Annotated in this window: 15 protein-coding genes; 10 read left to right on the forward strand and 5 right to left on the reverse strand. The window is 66.0% G+C overall.

Going from position 1 to position 14,144, the window contains the following annotated elements:
- Positions 1–12: 12 nt before the first annotated feature.
- Together BLS85_RS16265 and BLS85_RS16270 are read right to left on the reverse strand one after the other, a co-directional pair.
- Entirely contained in the window at positions 13–1,095 is a 1,083-nt protein-coding gene (locus BLS85_RS16265; protein WP_092787797.1) for an AbrB family transcriptional regulator, read from the reverse strand.
- Positions 1,092–1,859, reverse strand: a complete 768-nt coding sequence (locus BLS85_RS16270; RefSeq protein WP_092787798.1) for an NAD kinase — start codon at positions 1,857–1,859, stop codon at positions 1,092–1,094. The genes BLS85_RS16265 and BLS85_RS16270 overlap by 4 nt, the downstream gene beginning before the upstream one ends.
- A gap of 382 nt (positions 1,860–2,241) precedes the next feature.
- On the opposite strand from BLS85_RS16270, the gene ppa reads away from it, so the two are divergent.
- From ppa to ahcY, 3 genes are all read left to right on the forward strand, one after another.
- Positions 2,242–2,769 (forward strand): inorganic diphosphatase, encoded by a 528-nt coding sequence (gene ppa, locus BLS85_RS16275; RefSeq protein WP_092787799.1) that lies wholly within the window; start codon positions 2,242–2,244, stop codon positions 2,767–2,769.
- A 379-nt stretch (positions 2,770–3,148) separates the two neighbouring features.
- A complete protein-coding gene (locus BLS85_RS16280; protein ID WP_176793834.1) occupies positions 3,149–4,294 on the forward strand; it encodes a response regulator in 1,146 nt (381 codons plus the stop codon).
- Between the two features lie 150 nt (positions 4,295–4,444).
- A complete protein-coding gene (gene ahcY, locus BLS85_RS16285) occupies positions 4,445–5,737 on the forward strand; it encodes an adenosylhomocysteinase (protein WP_092787801.1) in 1,293 nt (430 codons plus the stop codon).
- Between the two features lie 473 nt (positions 5,738–6,210).
- Here ahcY and BLS85_RS16290 read toward each other — a convergent pair whose 3' ends face one another.
- From BLS85_RS16290 to BLS85_RS16300, 3 genes are all read right to left on the reverse strand, one after another.
- On the reverse strand, positions 6,211–6,681 hold the full coding sequence (locus BLS85_RS16290) for a cold-shock protein (protein WP_092787802.1): 471 nt from the start codon (positions 6,679–6,681) through the stop codon (positions 6,211–6,213).
- A 146-nt stretch (positions 6,682–6,827) separates the two neighbouring features.
- Entirely contained in the window at positions 6,828–8,795 is a 1,968-nt protein-coding gene (locus tag BLS85_RS16295; protein WP_092787803.1) for a cyclic nucleotide-binding domain-containing protein, read from the reverse strand.
- A 60-nt stretch (positions 8,796–8,855) separates the two neighbouring features.
- Positions 8,856–9,107 carry a hypothetical protein gene (locus BLS85_RS16300; protein WP_092787804.1) on the reverse strand — a complete coding sequence of 84 codons (252 nt, stop codon included), beginning with the start codon at positions 9,105–9,107 and terminating at the stop codon, positions 8,856–8,858.
- A 169-nt stretch (positions 9,108–9,276) separates the two neighbouring features.
- On the opposite strand from BLS85_RS16300, the gene BLS85_RS16305 reads away from it, so the two are divergent.
- The 7 genes from BLS85_RS16305 (at position 9,277) to mtnA (ending at position 14,139) form a co-directional block, all read left to right on the forward strand.
- Positions 9,277–9,540 carry a hypothetical protein gene (locus BLS85_RS16305; protein WP_092787805.1) on the forward strand — a complete coding sequence of 88 codons (264 nt, stop codon included), beginning with the start codon at positions 9,277–9,279 and terminating at the stop codon, positions 9,538–9,540.
- Between the two features lie 291 nt (positions 9,541–9,831).
- Positions 9,832–10,524, forward strand: a complete 693-nt coding sequence (locus BLS85_RS16310; RefSeq protein ID WP_143027230.1) for a hypothetical protein — start codon at positions 9,832–9,834, stop codon at positions 10,522–10,524.
- Between the two features lie 39 nt (positions 10,525–10,563).
- Positions 10,564–10,797, forward strand: a complete 234-nt coding sequence (locus BLS85_RS16315; protein WP_092787807.1) for a hypothetical protein — start codon at positions 10,564–10,566, stop codon at positions 10,795–10,797.
- A 205-nt stretch (positions 10,798–11,002) separates the two neighbouring features.
- Complete coding sequence (locus BLS85_RS19320; protein ID WP_092787808.1) at positions 11,003–11,392, forward strand: hypothetical protein; 390 nt, start codon at positions 11,003–11,005, stop codon at positions 11,390–11,392.
- Between the two features lie 64 nt (positions 11,393–11,456).
- Positions 11,457–11,903, forward strand: a complete 447-nt coding sequence (locus BLS85_RS16325; protein WP_092787831.1) for a nucleoside deaminase — start codon at positions 11,457–11,459, stop codon at positions 11,901–11,903.
- 65 nt (positions 11,904–11,968) lie between these two features.
- Positions 11,969–12,940 (forward strand): hemerythrin domain-containing protein, encoded by a 972-nt coding sequence (locus BLS85_RS16330; RefSeq protein WP_092787809.1) that lies wholly within the window; start codon positions 11,969–11,971, stop codon positions 12,938–12,940.
- A gap of 98 nt (positions 12,941–13,038) precedes the next feature.
- Entirely contained in the window at positions 13,039–14,139 is a 1,101-nt protein-coding gene (mtnA, locus tag BLS85_RS16335) for an S-methyl-5-thioribose-1-phosphate isomerase (RefSeq protein ID WP_092787810.1), read from the forward strand.
- The last annotated feature ends 5 nt before the right edge of the window (positions 14,140–14,144 follow it).

Below are 14,144 nucleotides of genomic sequence, written 5' to 3' on the forward strand. Positions count from 1 at the left end.
TGCGTCACGGGTTTATCGCCGAGCCGGCGTCCGGTCGGTCAGTCGAACCGCCAGTGGCGCGAGCAGAACGATCAGCAGGATCCGCGCGATGTGATGCGTGGAGACGAACGCCACATCCACGCCCAACGCCAATGAGACCAGACTCATCTCCACCACGCCGCCGGGGGCGTAGGCCAGAATTAACTCGCGCGGGGGCAGGGGGGTGACCAGGGACAGGCCGCCCGCGAACGCCACGGTCAGCGCCAACAGAACGGCCGTCGCGCCGATACTCGCGACGAACAGACGGGCCACCTCGCGGATCGACACGCCGGCGAAGCGCGCGCCGATGCTGGCGCCGACCACCACCTGGGCGGCGGCCACCGCCAGGGCCGGCGGGTGCGAGGCGGTCCACCCAAGGCCGTGAACCAGCGCGCTGAGGGCCATGGGGCCGATCATCATGCCCGCCGGCACCTTGAGGGCGCGGGCGCCGAGTCCCCCCAGCACGGCGCATCCCAGCAGCCAGACCGCGTCCATCAGGTCAAAGCCGCCCGATCCGGGGCCGGCGCCGACGACGGCGCCCCCGTCGGGCCGCTCGTAACCGGCCAGCAGCGCAAACGCCGTCGGCACCGTGAACACGACCAGAAGGATGCGAATCCCGTGAGTGAGGCCGATGACCCGCTCGTCGCCGCCCAGGGCGCCGCCCATCAGGATCATCTGGCCCAGTCCCCCGGGCGCGGCCGAGAACCAGGCCGTCACCGGGTCATAACCGGCCACCCGCCGCAGCCACGCTGCCACAAGCAGCGTGGAGAGGCCGACATAGGCCAGCAGGCCGCACAGGCTGGGCCCCCACCGCGCCATCTGTTCGAGCATGCCCGGGTGAAAGGCGCTGCCCAGCATCACCCCCAGGATGCTGATCATTCCCGTGCGCAGGGGGTCGGCGACGGCCAGCCGGCCGCCGGTCACGGCCACCGCCGTGGTCGCGGTGATGGCCCCCAGCATCCACGGCAGCGGCAACCCGAGACCCCAGAAAACCGCGCCGCCGCCCGCGCCCAGGGCGAGCGTCAACCCCCAGGCGCCCCAGGGCCGCCGCCGTGTCTCGCCGTCGGCGTCCGTCATGGCATGAATTGTTCGTTCAGAATGCGCTCTTCCAGATTGTGTTCCGGGTCGAACAGCATGAGCAGGCTGGCGTCCCGGTTCTCGCGTACCTCGACCGAGACCACGTCGCGCACCTCGGTGTAATCCGCCACGGCACTGACCGGGCGCTTTCGGCCCTCCAGCACCTCAATGCCCACGGTCGCGGTGCAGGGCAGGATGGCGCCCCGCCAGCGGCGCGGCCGGAAGGCGCTGATCGGGGTGACCGCGACGACGTTTGCTCCCATGGGCAGGATCGGTCCGTAGGCGGAGGCGTTATAGGCGGTCGAACCGGCGGCGGTGCACACCAGCACGCCGTCGCAGATCATTTCGGGGAGGCGCACGCGGCCGTCCACGCTGATGCGCAGCTTGGCGGCCTGGCGGGTCTCGCGCAGCATGGAGACCTCGTTGATGGCCAAGGCTTCCTCGATCGCGCCGTCCTCGGTGTGGGCGATCATGGCTAGCGGCTTCAGCGAGACGGGCTGGGCCGCGCGCAGACGGTCCATCAGGCCGTGAATGCGGAACTGGTTCATCAGAAACCCGACCGAGCCCTGGTTCATGCCGAAGATCGGGGTGCCCAGGGGCATGTGCTTGTGCAAGGTTTCCAGCATGAAGCCGTCACCACCCAAGGCGACGATCACGTCGGCGTGTTCCGGTTCGGTGTGCCCGTACTTCTTGCGCAGCAGGTCGCCGGCGGCGCGGGCGGCGTCGGTGTCGGCGTTGAGCACGCTGAGCGTGGTGATATCCATGCGAGGCCTCGCGCGACCGGAGCAGGGTCAATCATACGGAAACCGGATGATCGGTTCGGTGTGTCGAGGATCAAGTGTAGGGCGGGTGGCCGAAGGGCACCCGCCGCCCCCTCGGCTTGGTGGCGGCTGTCCTTCGGCCAGCGGCCCTACAGGTGCGAACGAGTGAACCGGAAACCGTATCACTTAACGGCAGTGCGCCCCCGCCTGTCCAGCGTCCGGATATGACCGTTGGACGATTTCACCCGGCATCGCGCGCGTCGGGGTTTTGCCGCAGCGCGGAAACGGATAGGGTCCGCCTATTCCCAACGCCGCGCCGGCTGACGCGGGGACACTGTCCCGGCGCCAGCTGGTCCATTACGTCACGAAGGACACGCAACACACCATGGACCTGAACAAGATTCCCGTCGGCGAAAACCCGCCCGAAGATGTCAACGTCATCATCGAGGTGCCGCTGCGCGGCGAGCCGGTGAAGTATGAAATCGACAAGGCGTCGGGCGCCATGTACGTGGACCGATTCCTGCACACGGCCATGCATTACCCGGTCAACTACGGTTTTATCCCGCACACCCTGTCCGACGACGGCGATCCGGTGGACGTCATGGTTCTGGGTCGGCTGGCCGTGGCCGTGGGCGCGGTCATGCGGGTGCGCCCCATCGGCGTCATGAGGATGCGGGACGAGGCCGGCATGGACGAGAAGATTCTCGCCGTGCCGCACTCCAAGCTGCATCCGTACCACGACAACGTTTTGCACTATAAGGATCTGCGCCCGACCGAATTGAAGCGGATCGAGCACTTCTTCACCCACTACAAGGACATTGAGGAAGGCAAATGGACCAAGGTCCTGGGCTGGGGCGACCCTGAGGAGGCATGCGGCCTCATCAGCAAGGGCATCGAGGCAGCGAAGTCCTGACGAACCGCTCCTTGTAAGGAGCGGTCGGGGGCGCTCAGGCGCCCCCAGAATCCGGGTGAAAACGGGCGGTCGGGCGGCCCTTGGGCAGGGTCGATCCGACCGCGACTTTTTCTTTGAGAAACAGAGGCTTTCTTTAAATCCCTAAGAAAAAAGAGGCCTGAAAGGGTAGGCTTTAACTGAACCGTTGCCGCGACGTACAATCGTTAGCAGTAGGTGCCCTTCTTGACTTATCAAGGTTCGCGATCTAGCCTCTCTAGTCGTTTGTGATCGTTTGAACCTTTTGTAATTTGTGGGCTTGCCTATGGTCAGCTTGGCGCGGTCATCTGTCAGCCATATCGTGCGCGTGCAAGAGGTCTGCGCCGAAACTCAAGGCGAAGGTGTGGTTTCGCTCGCCGAGCGATCCGATGGCGTTGACGCGCCTCCGTATATCCCTCTCAAGACCGTCTTCATCGTCGATCCGCTCACCCGCCATCGCGGTGACTTGGCCGAAGCCCTGAGGGGGCAGTACGAAGTTGAGGAGTTTGCCGACGCTCCGGCGCTGAAGGAACGACTGCGAGCGCTCCGGCCGTCCCTGATTCTGGTCGATGAGGCGACGCCGCCCGACGGTGGTGGGGCGGTCGTGCAGCGCCTGAGGGAGTCGCAGGCGACACACTCGATTCCCATCGTCGGCATGACGCGCAGCGGCGGGTCTCGGTTCGTATCGTTGCTGCACGAGGCCGAGCTCGGGATCCTGATCAAACCGGCCACGCTGCACACCCTGTACGACGCCGTCACTCACGCCATCTGCAAATCTGTCGAGGATGAATGGCAGACCCTGGAGGAAAACCAGCGTCTGGCCCTGACGCAGACTATTGCCGTGTTCCGGGACCTGCCGGACCAGATCATGAACGGCGAGCCCATCGAGTACGTCTCGATCCGGGAAAGCTGCGCGCCCATCGTGACGGCGGTCTGCAACAACCAATTCTCGGATCTGCTGAATGGGGTCAAGGGACACGACAACTACTCTTATGTTCATTCCGTTCGGGTCGCGATCCTGCTCGCGCATTTCGGACGGGAGCTTGGCTTGCCCCGGGACGACCTGCTGACCCTGGGCACCGGTGGCGTGCTGCACGACCTCGGCAAGGTGGCCATTCCCCATTATGTGCTCAACAAGCCGGGCCGGTTGACCCCAGAGGAATGGGTGGTGATGCGGTCGCATGTAGACCGCAGCATCGAACTGCTCGATTGTATCGAGCACCTGCCGCGCGGGGTCATGACCATCGCGGCTCAGCATCACGAGAAGCTCGACGGCACCGGTTATCCGCACGGGCTGAAGGGCAGCGAACTCAACGAACTGGCGCGCATGGCGGCCATTGTCGATGTTTTCGGGGCGCTGACCGACCAGCGCATCTACAAACCGCCCCATGCACCTGATGCGGCTCTCGACATGATGCGGGAGATGGGCCCCAACCACCTCGACCAGCACCTTCTGACGCTGTTCCGGTCCATGCTGCTGGATACCGCGTCCGTCGTCCAGGCGCTGTAGGTCCCGAGATCAGGGGAGTCGCATCGACGGATTCAGCTTGATAAGCATATAAAGATATCTTTATATTTCGGCTCAGTCGAGCCGGGTGCCGTGATCGCGCGCGCCCGCGCCCGTGTCCATTCTTCTCACGTGCACCGGAGCCGCTTCCCCATGACGTTCACCGATTTCAAGGTCAAGGACATCAGCCTCGCCGACTGGGGCCGCAAGGAAATCAATATCGCCGAAACCGAAATGCCCGGCCTGATGGCCACCCGCGAGGAATACGGCGCGTCCAAGCCGCTGAAGGGCGCGCGGATTGCCGGTTGCCTGCACATGACCATTCAGACGGCCGTGCTGATCGAGACCCTGATCGAACTGGGCGCCGAGGTGCGCTGGTCCTCGTGCAATATCTTCTCCACCCAGGACCACGCCGCGTCCGCCATTGCCGCCGCCGGCATTCCGGTGTTCGCCTGGAAGGGTATGTCGGAGGAGGAGTTCTGGTGGGCCATCGACCAGACCATCTTCGGTCCGGACGACTGGCGCCCGAACATGATCCTGGATGACGGCGGCGACCTGACGCTGGTCATGCACGAGAAGTACGCCGACCTGATGACGGACGTGAAGGGCATCTCGGAAGAGACCACCACCGGCGTGCACCGCCTCTACGAGATGGCCAAGAAGGGCACGCTGCTGGCCCCGGCCATCAACGTCAACGACAGCGTCACCAAGTCCAAGTTCGACAACAAGTACGGCTGCCGCGAAAGCCTGGTGGACGGCGTGCGCCGCGCCACCGACGTCATGATGGCCGGCAAGATCGCCGTCGTGGCCGGCTTCGGCGACGTCGGCAAGGGCTCGGCGGAGTCGCTGCGCAGCGCCGGCTGCCGCGTCGTGGTCACCGAGGCCGATCCCATCTGCGCGCTGCAGGCCGCCATGGAGGGCTACGAGGTCACCACCATGGACAAGGCCGCCCCGCGCGGCGACATCTTCGTCACCTGCACCGGCAACATCGACGTCATTACCATCGACCACATGCGGGCGATGAAGGACCGGGCCATCGTCTGCAACATCGGCCACTTCGACAGTGAGATCCAGATCGGCGCGCTGCAGAACTACACGTGGGACAACATCAAGCCGCAGGTCGACGAGATCGAGTTCCCGGACGGCAAGCGGATCATCGTCCTGGCCGAGGGCCGGCTGGTGAACCTGGGCTGCGCCACCGGTCACCCCAGCTTCGTCATGAGCGCCTCGTTCACCAATCAGGTGCTGGCGCAGATCGAGCTGTGGAACCACGCCGACAAATACGAGCGTCAGGTCTACGTGCTGCCCAAGCACCTCGACGAGAAGGTGGCCACGCTGCACCTGGGCAAGCTGGGCGTGGACCTGGAAACCCTGTCGGAGGAGCAGGCCGCCTATATCGGAGTCACCCCGCAGGGACCGTTCAAGCCGGATTCGTACCGGTACTAAAGCAAACACGAAGGCAAATTCCGAGCGATCCGGACCGGATCGCGACGATGATTTGCTTGAACTTCAACAAAAACGAGAGCGCGGTGCGTGGTTCGGAACGCAACGCGCTCTGACCGGCGCCGGTCTCTCTTGTCCTGACACCAAACCGCCTCAGACGTTGCCGCCGGAGGCGGCCGCGTTAGGGGCGTTCGCATGGGGGCGTGTCGGCAACTCGGCCGTGCCGCCCCTGACGCGAACGGGCGTCGATCCGGTCTGGACCGACGCCCGCTATCGTCTCTTCAACATTCTGTGTCGCGATGGTGGCCCGATTCGCCGGTCCATGACGCCACGCCCGGAGCGGCGCCTTCGATTCGCGCCCCGTGTGCCGGTTCTCCCTGACCCGGGAGCCGACCCGAACACTCCCGTTCCGGAGAACCGCGCTTCCTAGGGCGAGGTCAGCCAGCGGAGTCGACGGGACGGCGTCGGACCGGCCCTCAGATCAACTCCACGCGCCCGGCCATGGGGCCTTTCTTGCCCATGCGGCACATCATGCGCACGCGCTGTCCGGCGTCCAGGTTGGATAGCCCGGAGTATTCCAGGGCGCGGCTGCCGACGTAGACGTCCTTGCCGCCCCCATCCGGGGTCACGAAACCGAACCCCTTGTCAGCGCTGAAGAATTTGACGACACCGTCAATCTCTTCCTCTGTGTCGGAGGCGTCCATGCCGCCCGGATCCTGGGCTCCCTCCGGGACCTCCACTTCGTGGATGAAGGCCACCTGAGGTCCCTTCTGACCCATCGACAGGTCGCAAACAATGGTCGCGCCCTCGGGGATATCCCGATAGCCCGCACGCTGAAGCACGGAGATGTGGAGGAACGCGTCGGGAGTGCCATCCGACAGGGCCACAAAACCGAAGCCCTTGGTGGCATTGAACCACTTAACCGTGGCGGAAGACCGAGACTGCATAGCGGAAGAGAAACCTTCATAGCGTGGAGTCGACAAAACCATCCAAGGGATACCCGAAAAACCCGTCGACGCCAATTGGTCTTATGACGAAGGGGATATTTTTCGTCGCGTCCGTGGCGCCTCCGCACCGGCCGGCCCGGCCGGTTTCATCGCAGGTTGCCGTCCATCGGCAGGGATTCCGGGCCGTCGCTATCCTCCGAATCAGTCGCCGCGCCGCCCATTCCGCCACCATGGGTCGGGCGCGCGCTCCAGTCCGGATCGGCCACCGTCCGCGTACCCTGCCTGTCGATCATGTTTTCAACCCGGCGCATGTTGCGCGTGACGATGTCCGCCTGACGCTTCGCGCCGTGCTGTTCATAGGTCTCGGCCGACTGGTGGAAGGCCTCGCGCGCCTCGTGAAGGGCGCCGATGTTCCGGGTGACGCGGAACAGAAGGAACAGCGCGGAGCCAAGGTTGTTCTGTGTGGCCGCCCAGAGCAGCGGCACGCGCTCCAGGGTGCGGACCTGAAGGGCCGCCCGGGCGGCCTCGACCGCGCGTTCGATCACCTCGCCCTTGCGCTCCTGACCACCGTACACCTGAAGCACCTGGGCCAGATCGTGCATGATTTCGCCCCAGCGGTCGGGGGTCTCCGCCGGGCTGAAGACCTGGAGGGCGGCCTGGAACGCGGTGATGGAGTCGCGCAGGGCGGCGGGATCGCCCTCCGCCATGTGGACCCGATAACACAGAATTCCCAGGCGGTTCTTCAGGCCGGCCCAATCATAAGGGTAGAGGTCCCGCTGGAACGAATCCAGGGCCGCCTTGAAGGCGTCCACCGCCTGCCGGGGGTCGATGCCGCCGGCGCCGCGTTCCACCAGCGCCTGGAGCACCAGCCCCAGTGAGCGGTGAATGACACCCCACTCGGCGTCCGCATTGCGCGGCAGATGGCGGATGGCTTCCTCGTAGGCGGCTGCCGCGTGCTCCATCCACGCCGGTTCATTGGCCCAGGCCCCGACGACGGCGAGAACGTTGCCGTAGCAGGCCACGATGTGCGCCGTCTCCAGCCCGCTCAGGCCGTAGGGCAATTCCGACAGCAGCGCGCCGGCCTCCTCGGCCATCGGCGGCAAGATTTCTACCAGCGCCTTGCCCTGGTTCTCGGTACGCGGCTCCATCGCCGACAACGCCACCGCCCTGAGCAGAACATGCCAGGAGTCCTCGAAGTCCAGCGGCAGATACAGGGCGTTCTGTGGCGACATCATGCCGATCCGTTCCACCTCCTTGCTGGGCCACGGCGTCAGAAAGCGGACCTCGACCAGCCGGCCGGTGGGATCGGGGCCACCCCAGATCAGCAGATCGGCCAGGTTCTCCCGCAGAAGCGGCCGGCCGATGGCGGCGGCTCCGGACAGCGCGGTATAGGGGTCCAGTTCGGGGGAATACGGCACCGACTTGTCGAGGCGGCGTACCCGCACGCCGGGCAGAGTTTCCAAGGCAGCCAGCACCCGGGCGCGCTGTTCATCGCCGCCGGTTCCCGGAAACCCTGCCAACAGCAGGACCGGCTGGCGGGTCCGCGCCGCGCCGGCCAGCGCCGCGCCGGCGCCCCGGGGGCCGCCACCTCCGCCCCGTAGAGCCCCGATCAAGCGCCCGATCAGACCGCCGGACCGCTCCACCTCTCCGCCCGCGCCGTCGGAGGTCGCCAGGGCGGTGGATCGGGATGACGCGGCCCCCCCGGCCGACGAGGCCGAATCGGTGTCCTCCGGTGCCACGTCGACGGCAGGTTCCAGTTGGGCAATGCGGTCGTTGGCATTGCGCAGCCGGCGCGACAAGCGAATGAGAATGCGCACCGTCATGTCCGGGTCTTCCATAAGCTTCCGGACAAACGCCTTGCGGGGAAAGGCGTGCAGGACGATGTTGCTCTTCGCGACCGCCGTTGCCCCGCGCGGATCGTTCTCGACCGCTCCCATCTCGCCCAGCAGTTCGCCCTTTCCAAGGGTCGCCAGATGCACGAGCCCGCGCGCGGATTCCTTGTAAAGCACGACCTCGCCGTCGGCGATGATATAGGCGGTGGCGCTGTCGTCGCCTTCCCGGAAGATGACGTCTCCGGTCTCGAATCGCTGGACGGTGGGTTTCATGGTGGCCATGACGGGGGCTCAGGGTCGTTGAATGGGGGCGCTGAAGATGGTCCGGCGACGGATCGTGGATCAGGCGTTGGCGTCGGTGTCCGTCCGGGCCCGCAGCGCGGCGTCCCTGTAAACACGGGCGGTGCGTCGGTCATCGCCCTCGCCGTACTCGGCCGCGATGTAGGGGCGACCGTCGGCGTCCGTCTCCAGGCTCAGGGTCAGATCGCCGGACTCGAGCAGGGCGGCCACCTGCTCCGATGGCAGGGCCAGGGCCGCCGCCAAGTGGCCCAGCAGGGTCTGGATCTCGTGGTACATCTCGCGGTGTTCGGTCAAGGACGACGCTCCCGATTGGCTGCCGGTCCCCCCAGGCATCACGATATCTTTACCAGAGCGGCCCGAAAGTCTAAAGAAAAGGCCAAACGACCCAAACGAACGTGGGGCGTGGGGGCGCCCGACCCCGCGCCGCAGCCATCAAAGGGCCCAGACATCAGGAGGCAACTGCATGAGCTACGAGCAGGTAGAGGAAGCCTGGGGTCTGATCGACGAGGCCGCAAAGCACAAGGAAGAATCGGGTCAGGACCTGAATTCGGATGCCTACTGGGATGCCGTGTTCGCCAAATCTCCTCTTGTGGATGTTGAACGTACCAAGGCGGAAGGCGGTTCCCCCCTGGAAAAAGTTTTTCTGAGATCGCCCTACGGTCTTCAGTTCCGTACCGAATACATGGACTGGATTCCGTTCCGCCATGGCGAGGTCAAGCTGGATTGACCCCGGCCCCGACGGCCTGAAATGTGGATTTCAGATTATCCGGTCCCGCCGGTGCTGGACTTTTGCGGTCGCGGTGTCGGCTTCGTTCGGACAGTCTTCCCAGGGATTAGGGGAGGGTGGGGGGCGGCGCTGTCCGGCCCATGGTTCTCCACCCACACCGAGGCCGGTTGTCGTGGCGCGGCGGCGGTTTCGTGCCGACGCGATCCAGGGTAGACTCTTTTCGGCCGTCGGCCCCGGATAGGTTCGGGCCTCGCGGTGATTCCTGACACGGGCCGGTCTGGAGGGCGAGACGTGGCGATGAAGACTCAAGGCGTGCGACGCCTTCTTGTGGTGGGCATGCTGGTGCTGGCCGGGGTCGCAGGCGCGCGGCCTGCGCTGGCCGACAACGGGGCCACGGTCGTTCCCGTAGACCCGTTGCAGGCGACCATCAATGCGGCCGCGTTCCAACCGCTGCCCGCGCCCGCCGTGTTCGTCATCCGGCGCGATGATGATTCGGAGATGCACGACGCCATTCACAGCGCGCTCGTCTCTGCCCTGCCACCCTCTCCGGCCCAACCGAACACGGCCACCGTCCTGGAGATGGATTTCGACGTTCACGTCATCCGTTCGGGTGTTCCCGAGATGGCAAAGGGCGTGCTGGAGATGGAGGAGGCGCGGGGTAGCGGACGCGCCTCGACCGTTCCACCGACGGTGAACGCGACCGACCTGCGCGGCCGAACCACCGCCCTGGAGGGGAACGTCCTGCACCTTCGACGGGACAGCTTCGCGTCGGCCATGCGCCTTCAGGTCACGGTCAGCGATCCGCGGACCGGCGCCTACCTGTGGCGCGGCTGGGTGGATACGCCGCTGAACCGGCTGTCGCGCGCCGAGGTCGCCGCGCTGGTGGCGGAGCCGCTGCTTGCGACCCTGGGCCAGACGGTCGCCGGACGCGAGATGAAGGTTGAGGTTCCGGCGGCCATGGGCGGCGAAACGCAGGGGCGTTGACGCCGACGCGGCGCCGGGCCGGCCCGAAGGACGGTGCAAATGTGCCTGGAGGAAGCGGGCCATGACACCCTCGACCGCATCCGGACACCCTCCTCCCGAACCCGGCGCGAAGCCCCCGGTGCGGGCGGCGGGCCCTGGGTCCTGTTGGGATGGGCCTTCGGCGTGCTGGTTCTGCTGCTGATCCTGCCCGACCTGGGCGTCAACCCGCGCGCGGGAGAGGACGACGGCCCCAGCATCAACCCTGTGGGATCTCGTTCAGGGTCCAGTGGCTGAACAGGGTGCGGCGGCCGATAGCAGGCGCTGAACCGCCGGCGGGGTGGTGGCGTCCTGACGGCGTCCGGGTCCAGCATGTCCATGCAGATCTCTTTCCATGATCGTTGTTACAATATCGCCGATCTGATCGGGGGTTGACTTCGCGACTCGGTCGGTTACCTTCAATGCGTCAAGTATTTTCGTAAATGGCGCGAAGGACTCCGGCATGGCACAGAAGCGAACATTCGGACGTCGGCGCCCGGATCAGAGCGCGTCGGCGCAATCCGGTGAGGGGCCGAGCCCCGAAGATCTGCGAGAGGCCCGTTCAGACACCGAGACGTTCGCGCGAACGCTCTACATCGACACCCGGGATCACCGGTCGGGTTTCGGTGCCGGCGCTATCATGAGTGGCCTGGCGGCCTTGGTCCTGCTTGCGCTGGCGGTTCCCTATCTCAACTCCGGGGTCGGCCCGGGAAGCGGCGCGAGCGGACAGGGCTCCACGGTCGTTGCCCAGGACTTCGACCGGATGTCACCCAGCGAACTGGCCGAGCTTGCCCCCGCCGCCGGAGAGTCCCGCGGGCCGCTCGACTGGCTGCTGGACGCGTTGTGGCAGTGACCGAACGGGCGTGACGGGTTTCGCGTGGTCCAAGGCCCGGGCCGTGCCCGATGACCGGGACCCGATGGCGCTGGCCCTGTCGGAGGCGCGCGCCGCCGCCGGACGAGGCGAGGTTCCAGTCGGGGCCGTGCTGATCGGTCCCGACGGACAGGTGCTTGCCCGCGCCGGCAACCAGGTGGAAGCGGACGCCGACCCCACGGCCCATGCCGAAATGCTGGTGATCCGCGAAGCCGCCCGCCGTCTTGGCACGCCCCGGCTTGTGGACTGTTCTCTCGTGGTGACGCTGGAGCCCTGCGCCATGTGCGCCCAGGCCATTGCCTTGGCGCGCCTGAAGCGCCTGGTGTTCGGGGCCTACGATCCCAAGGGCGGCGGCGTCGAGCACGGTGCCCGGGTGTTCGAACGCGCCACCTGCCATCATCGGCCGGAGGTCATCGGCGGTGTTCGCGAGCGCGAGGCCGGGGATCTTCTGCGCGGTTTTTTCCGGGACTGCCGGGTAGATCCCTCACCGTAGGCGATCATAGCGGCGATGTGTGGTACATCGGAGCTGAAGGATCGGCTGACGATGGAGGGGATACGATGAGCGATCTGCGCGTGGATTTCGACACCACCGACCGGGCCGAAACCCGGCAGGGGCATGATGCCCTGATCGCATGGTCGCCGGACCTCAGCGTCAGTTCCCCGACCCTGGATCTTCATCATCAGATCCTGGTGGGGTGTCTGAACCGTATGATCCTGTTGCAGGGAAACTGGAGAGACTGCCTGCCGGCGGTGCGCCGGGAACTGGCGCTGGTCATGAACTATTGCCGCATTCACTTTTTCATCGAGGAAGCGGCGATGAAACTGGCCCAGGTTCCCGATGAAACCGTCCAGGAGCACACGGCCATCCATCGCAGGATCGTGGGCAAGATGTCAGACGCGGTGGGGGCCTTCAAGTCCGACCCGCTCGGCTTTCCCTTCGACGAGACGCTGCGCTTTTTGAACATGTGGTTGGTCCGTCACATCCAGGACGAGGACAAAAAACACTACGCGGAGGCGCTGCGGGCCTTCCACGGTGTGGAAGTGGACCTGAGGAAGTACAAATACGCCCAGATTTCGCGCAAACTGAAACTGAAAGAGGATCCGACCCGAACCGCCGCAGCCGGTGACACCCTGTCCGGCCGATGGGTCAGCATCATCGAAAGCAACATGGAACGCCGGGCGTTCATGGCGCGGGTGTTCCAGGATCAGGGCATGCGGGTCTCTCAGGCAAACAATGTTCTGGATGCTCCCGTCCTGATCGACGCCAACATGCCCGAGGTGGTGTTCCTGGACTGGTCGATGCGCGACGCTCTGCCGTTTGCCCGGGAACTCTACTCCAAGCGCAACGCGGCCGTGGTGGCCTCGTACTTCGGCGATCCGATGGAGATCATCGACCAGTGCGACCTGGAGGGCGTGGCGAACATTCTGGCGCACCCGGCCAGCGCCGTCGACATCATCTCCGTCACCCGGGAAACCCTGGACGCTCTGGTGCCGCTGCGGGCCCTCGTCCTGGAACGCCTGGAAGGTTAGGCCAGATCGCATCCCGGAAGCCGGTTGGCGGCTTGTCTTTCCCCTCCCGATATGGGAGGCAGAAGCCGACACGAACGCCATCCGAGAGGGATCCCGCCATGAAGGTCAACGGCACCCCCACCCGCACCATCTGGCTGGCCGAGGACGGCCGCACGGTGGAGATCATTGATCAGACCCGCCTGCCGCACCGTTATGAAATCACGCGGCTGGAGACGCTGGACGATGCCTGCCGGGCGATCAAGGACATGCTGGTGAGGGGTGCGCCGCTGATCGGCGCCACGGCGGCGCACGGACTGGCGCTGGCCATGCGCGCTGATCCATCGGACGGGGGGCTGGCCACGGCCTATGACCGCTTGTTCGCCACCCGCCCCACGGCGATCAATCTGCGCTGGGCGCTGGACGACCTGCGAACCCGCCTGACACCGCTGCCTCCCGGCGAACGCGCTACCGCCGCCGTCGCCCGGGCTGTCGCGATCTGCGACGAGGACGTTGCGCTCAATGAGGCCATCGGCGATCACGGCCACGCCATCTTCCGCGACCTGTGGGAGCGGAAAGGCCAGCCCGAGCGGTTCAACGTGCTCACCCACTGCAATGCCGGGTGGCTCGCGACGGTGGACTGGGGGACGGCGCTGGCGCCGATCTACAAGGCGCACGACGCCGGCATTCCGGTCCATGTGTGGGTCGACGAGACTCGGCCACGCAACCAGGGCGCGAGCCTGACCGCCTGGGAACTGAACCAGCACGGGGTGCCGCACACGGTGATCGTCGACAACGCTGGCGGTCATTTCATGCAGCACGGCATGGTCGATGTGTGCATTGTCGGCACCGACCGTACCACGGCGACCGGCGACGTTTGCAACAAGATCGGCACCTACCTGAAGGCTCTCGCTGCCCGGGACAACGGCGTGCCGTTCTATGTCGCCCTGCCCAGCCCGACCATCGACTGGACCGTGCGGGACGGCGTGGCGGAGATTCCCATCGAGGATCGCGGCCCCGGCGAAGTGCAGCGCCTGTGGGGCCGCCTGGACTCCGGCGAGACCGCCTGGATCACGGTGACGCCGGAGGGCAGCCCGGCCGCCAACCCGGCGTTCGACGTGACCCCGGGGCGCCTGGTCACCGGACTGGTCACCGAGCGCGGCGTCTGCGCCGCCAGTGCCGACGGCCTTTCCGGTCTGTTCCCGGATCGCGCGGCGGCGTGAGACGA

The sequence above is a fragment of the Rhodospira trueperi genome, assembly GCF_900101965.1.
Lineage (GTDB): Bacteria > Pseudomonadota > Alphaproteobacteria > Rhodospirillales > Rhodospirillaceae > Rhodospira > Rhodospira trueperi.

What these genes read in the sequence shown, in the direction of transcription:
- BLS85_RS16290 (WP_092787802.1), bottom strand. Translation starts at nt 6,681, where the DNA reads ATGCAGTCTCGGTCTTCCGCCACGGTTAAGTGGTTCAATGCCACCAAG.
- BLS85_RS16265 (WP_092787797.1), bottom strand. Translation starts at nt 1,095, where the DNA reads ATGACGGACGCCGACGGCGAGACACGGCGGCGGCCCTGGGGCGCCTGG.
- BLS85_RS16315 (WP_092787807.1), top strand. Translation starts at nt 10,564, where the DNA reads ATGTGCCTGGAGGAAGCGGGCCATGACACCCTCGACCGCATCCGGACA.
- BLS85_RS16325 (WP_092787831.1), top strand. Translation starts at nt 11,457, where the DNA reads ATGGCGCTGGCCCTGTCGGAGGCGCGCGCCGCCGCCGGACGAGGCGAG.
- mtnA (WP_092787810.1), top strand. Translation starts at nt 13,039, where the DNA reads ATGAAGGTCAACGGCACCCCCACCCGCACCATCTGGCTGGCCGAGGAC.
- BLS85_RS16305 (WP_092787805.1), top strand. Translation starts at nt 9,277, where the DNA reads ATGAGCTACGAGCAGGTAGAGGAAGCCTGGGGTCTGATCGACGAGGCC.
- ppa (WP_092787799.1), top strand. Translation starts at nt 2,242, where the DNA reads ATGGACCTGAACAAGATTCCCGTCGGCGAAAACCCGCCCGAAGATGTC.
- BLS85_RS19320 (WP_092787808.1), top strand. Translation starts at nt 11,003, where the DNA reads ATGGCACAGAAGCGAACATTCGGACGTCGGCGCCCGGATCAGAGCGCG.
- BLS85_RS16295 (WP_092787803.1), bottom strand. Translation starts at nt 8,795, where the DNA reads ATGGCCACCATGAAACCCACCGTCCAGCGATTCGAGACCGGAGACGTC.
- BLS85_RS16330 (WP_092787809.1), top strand. Translation starts at nt 11,969, where the DNA reads ATGAGCGATCTGCGCGTGGATTTCGACACCACCGACCGGGCCGAAACC.
- ahcY (WP_092787801.1), top strand. Translation starts at nt 4,445, where the DNA reads ATGACGTTCACCGATTTCAAGGTCAAGGACATCAGCCTCGCCGACTGG.
- BLS85_RS16270 (WP_092787798.1), bottom strand. Translation starts at nt 1,859, where the DNA reads ATGGATATCACCACGCTCAGCGTGCTCAACGCCGACACCGACGCCGCC.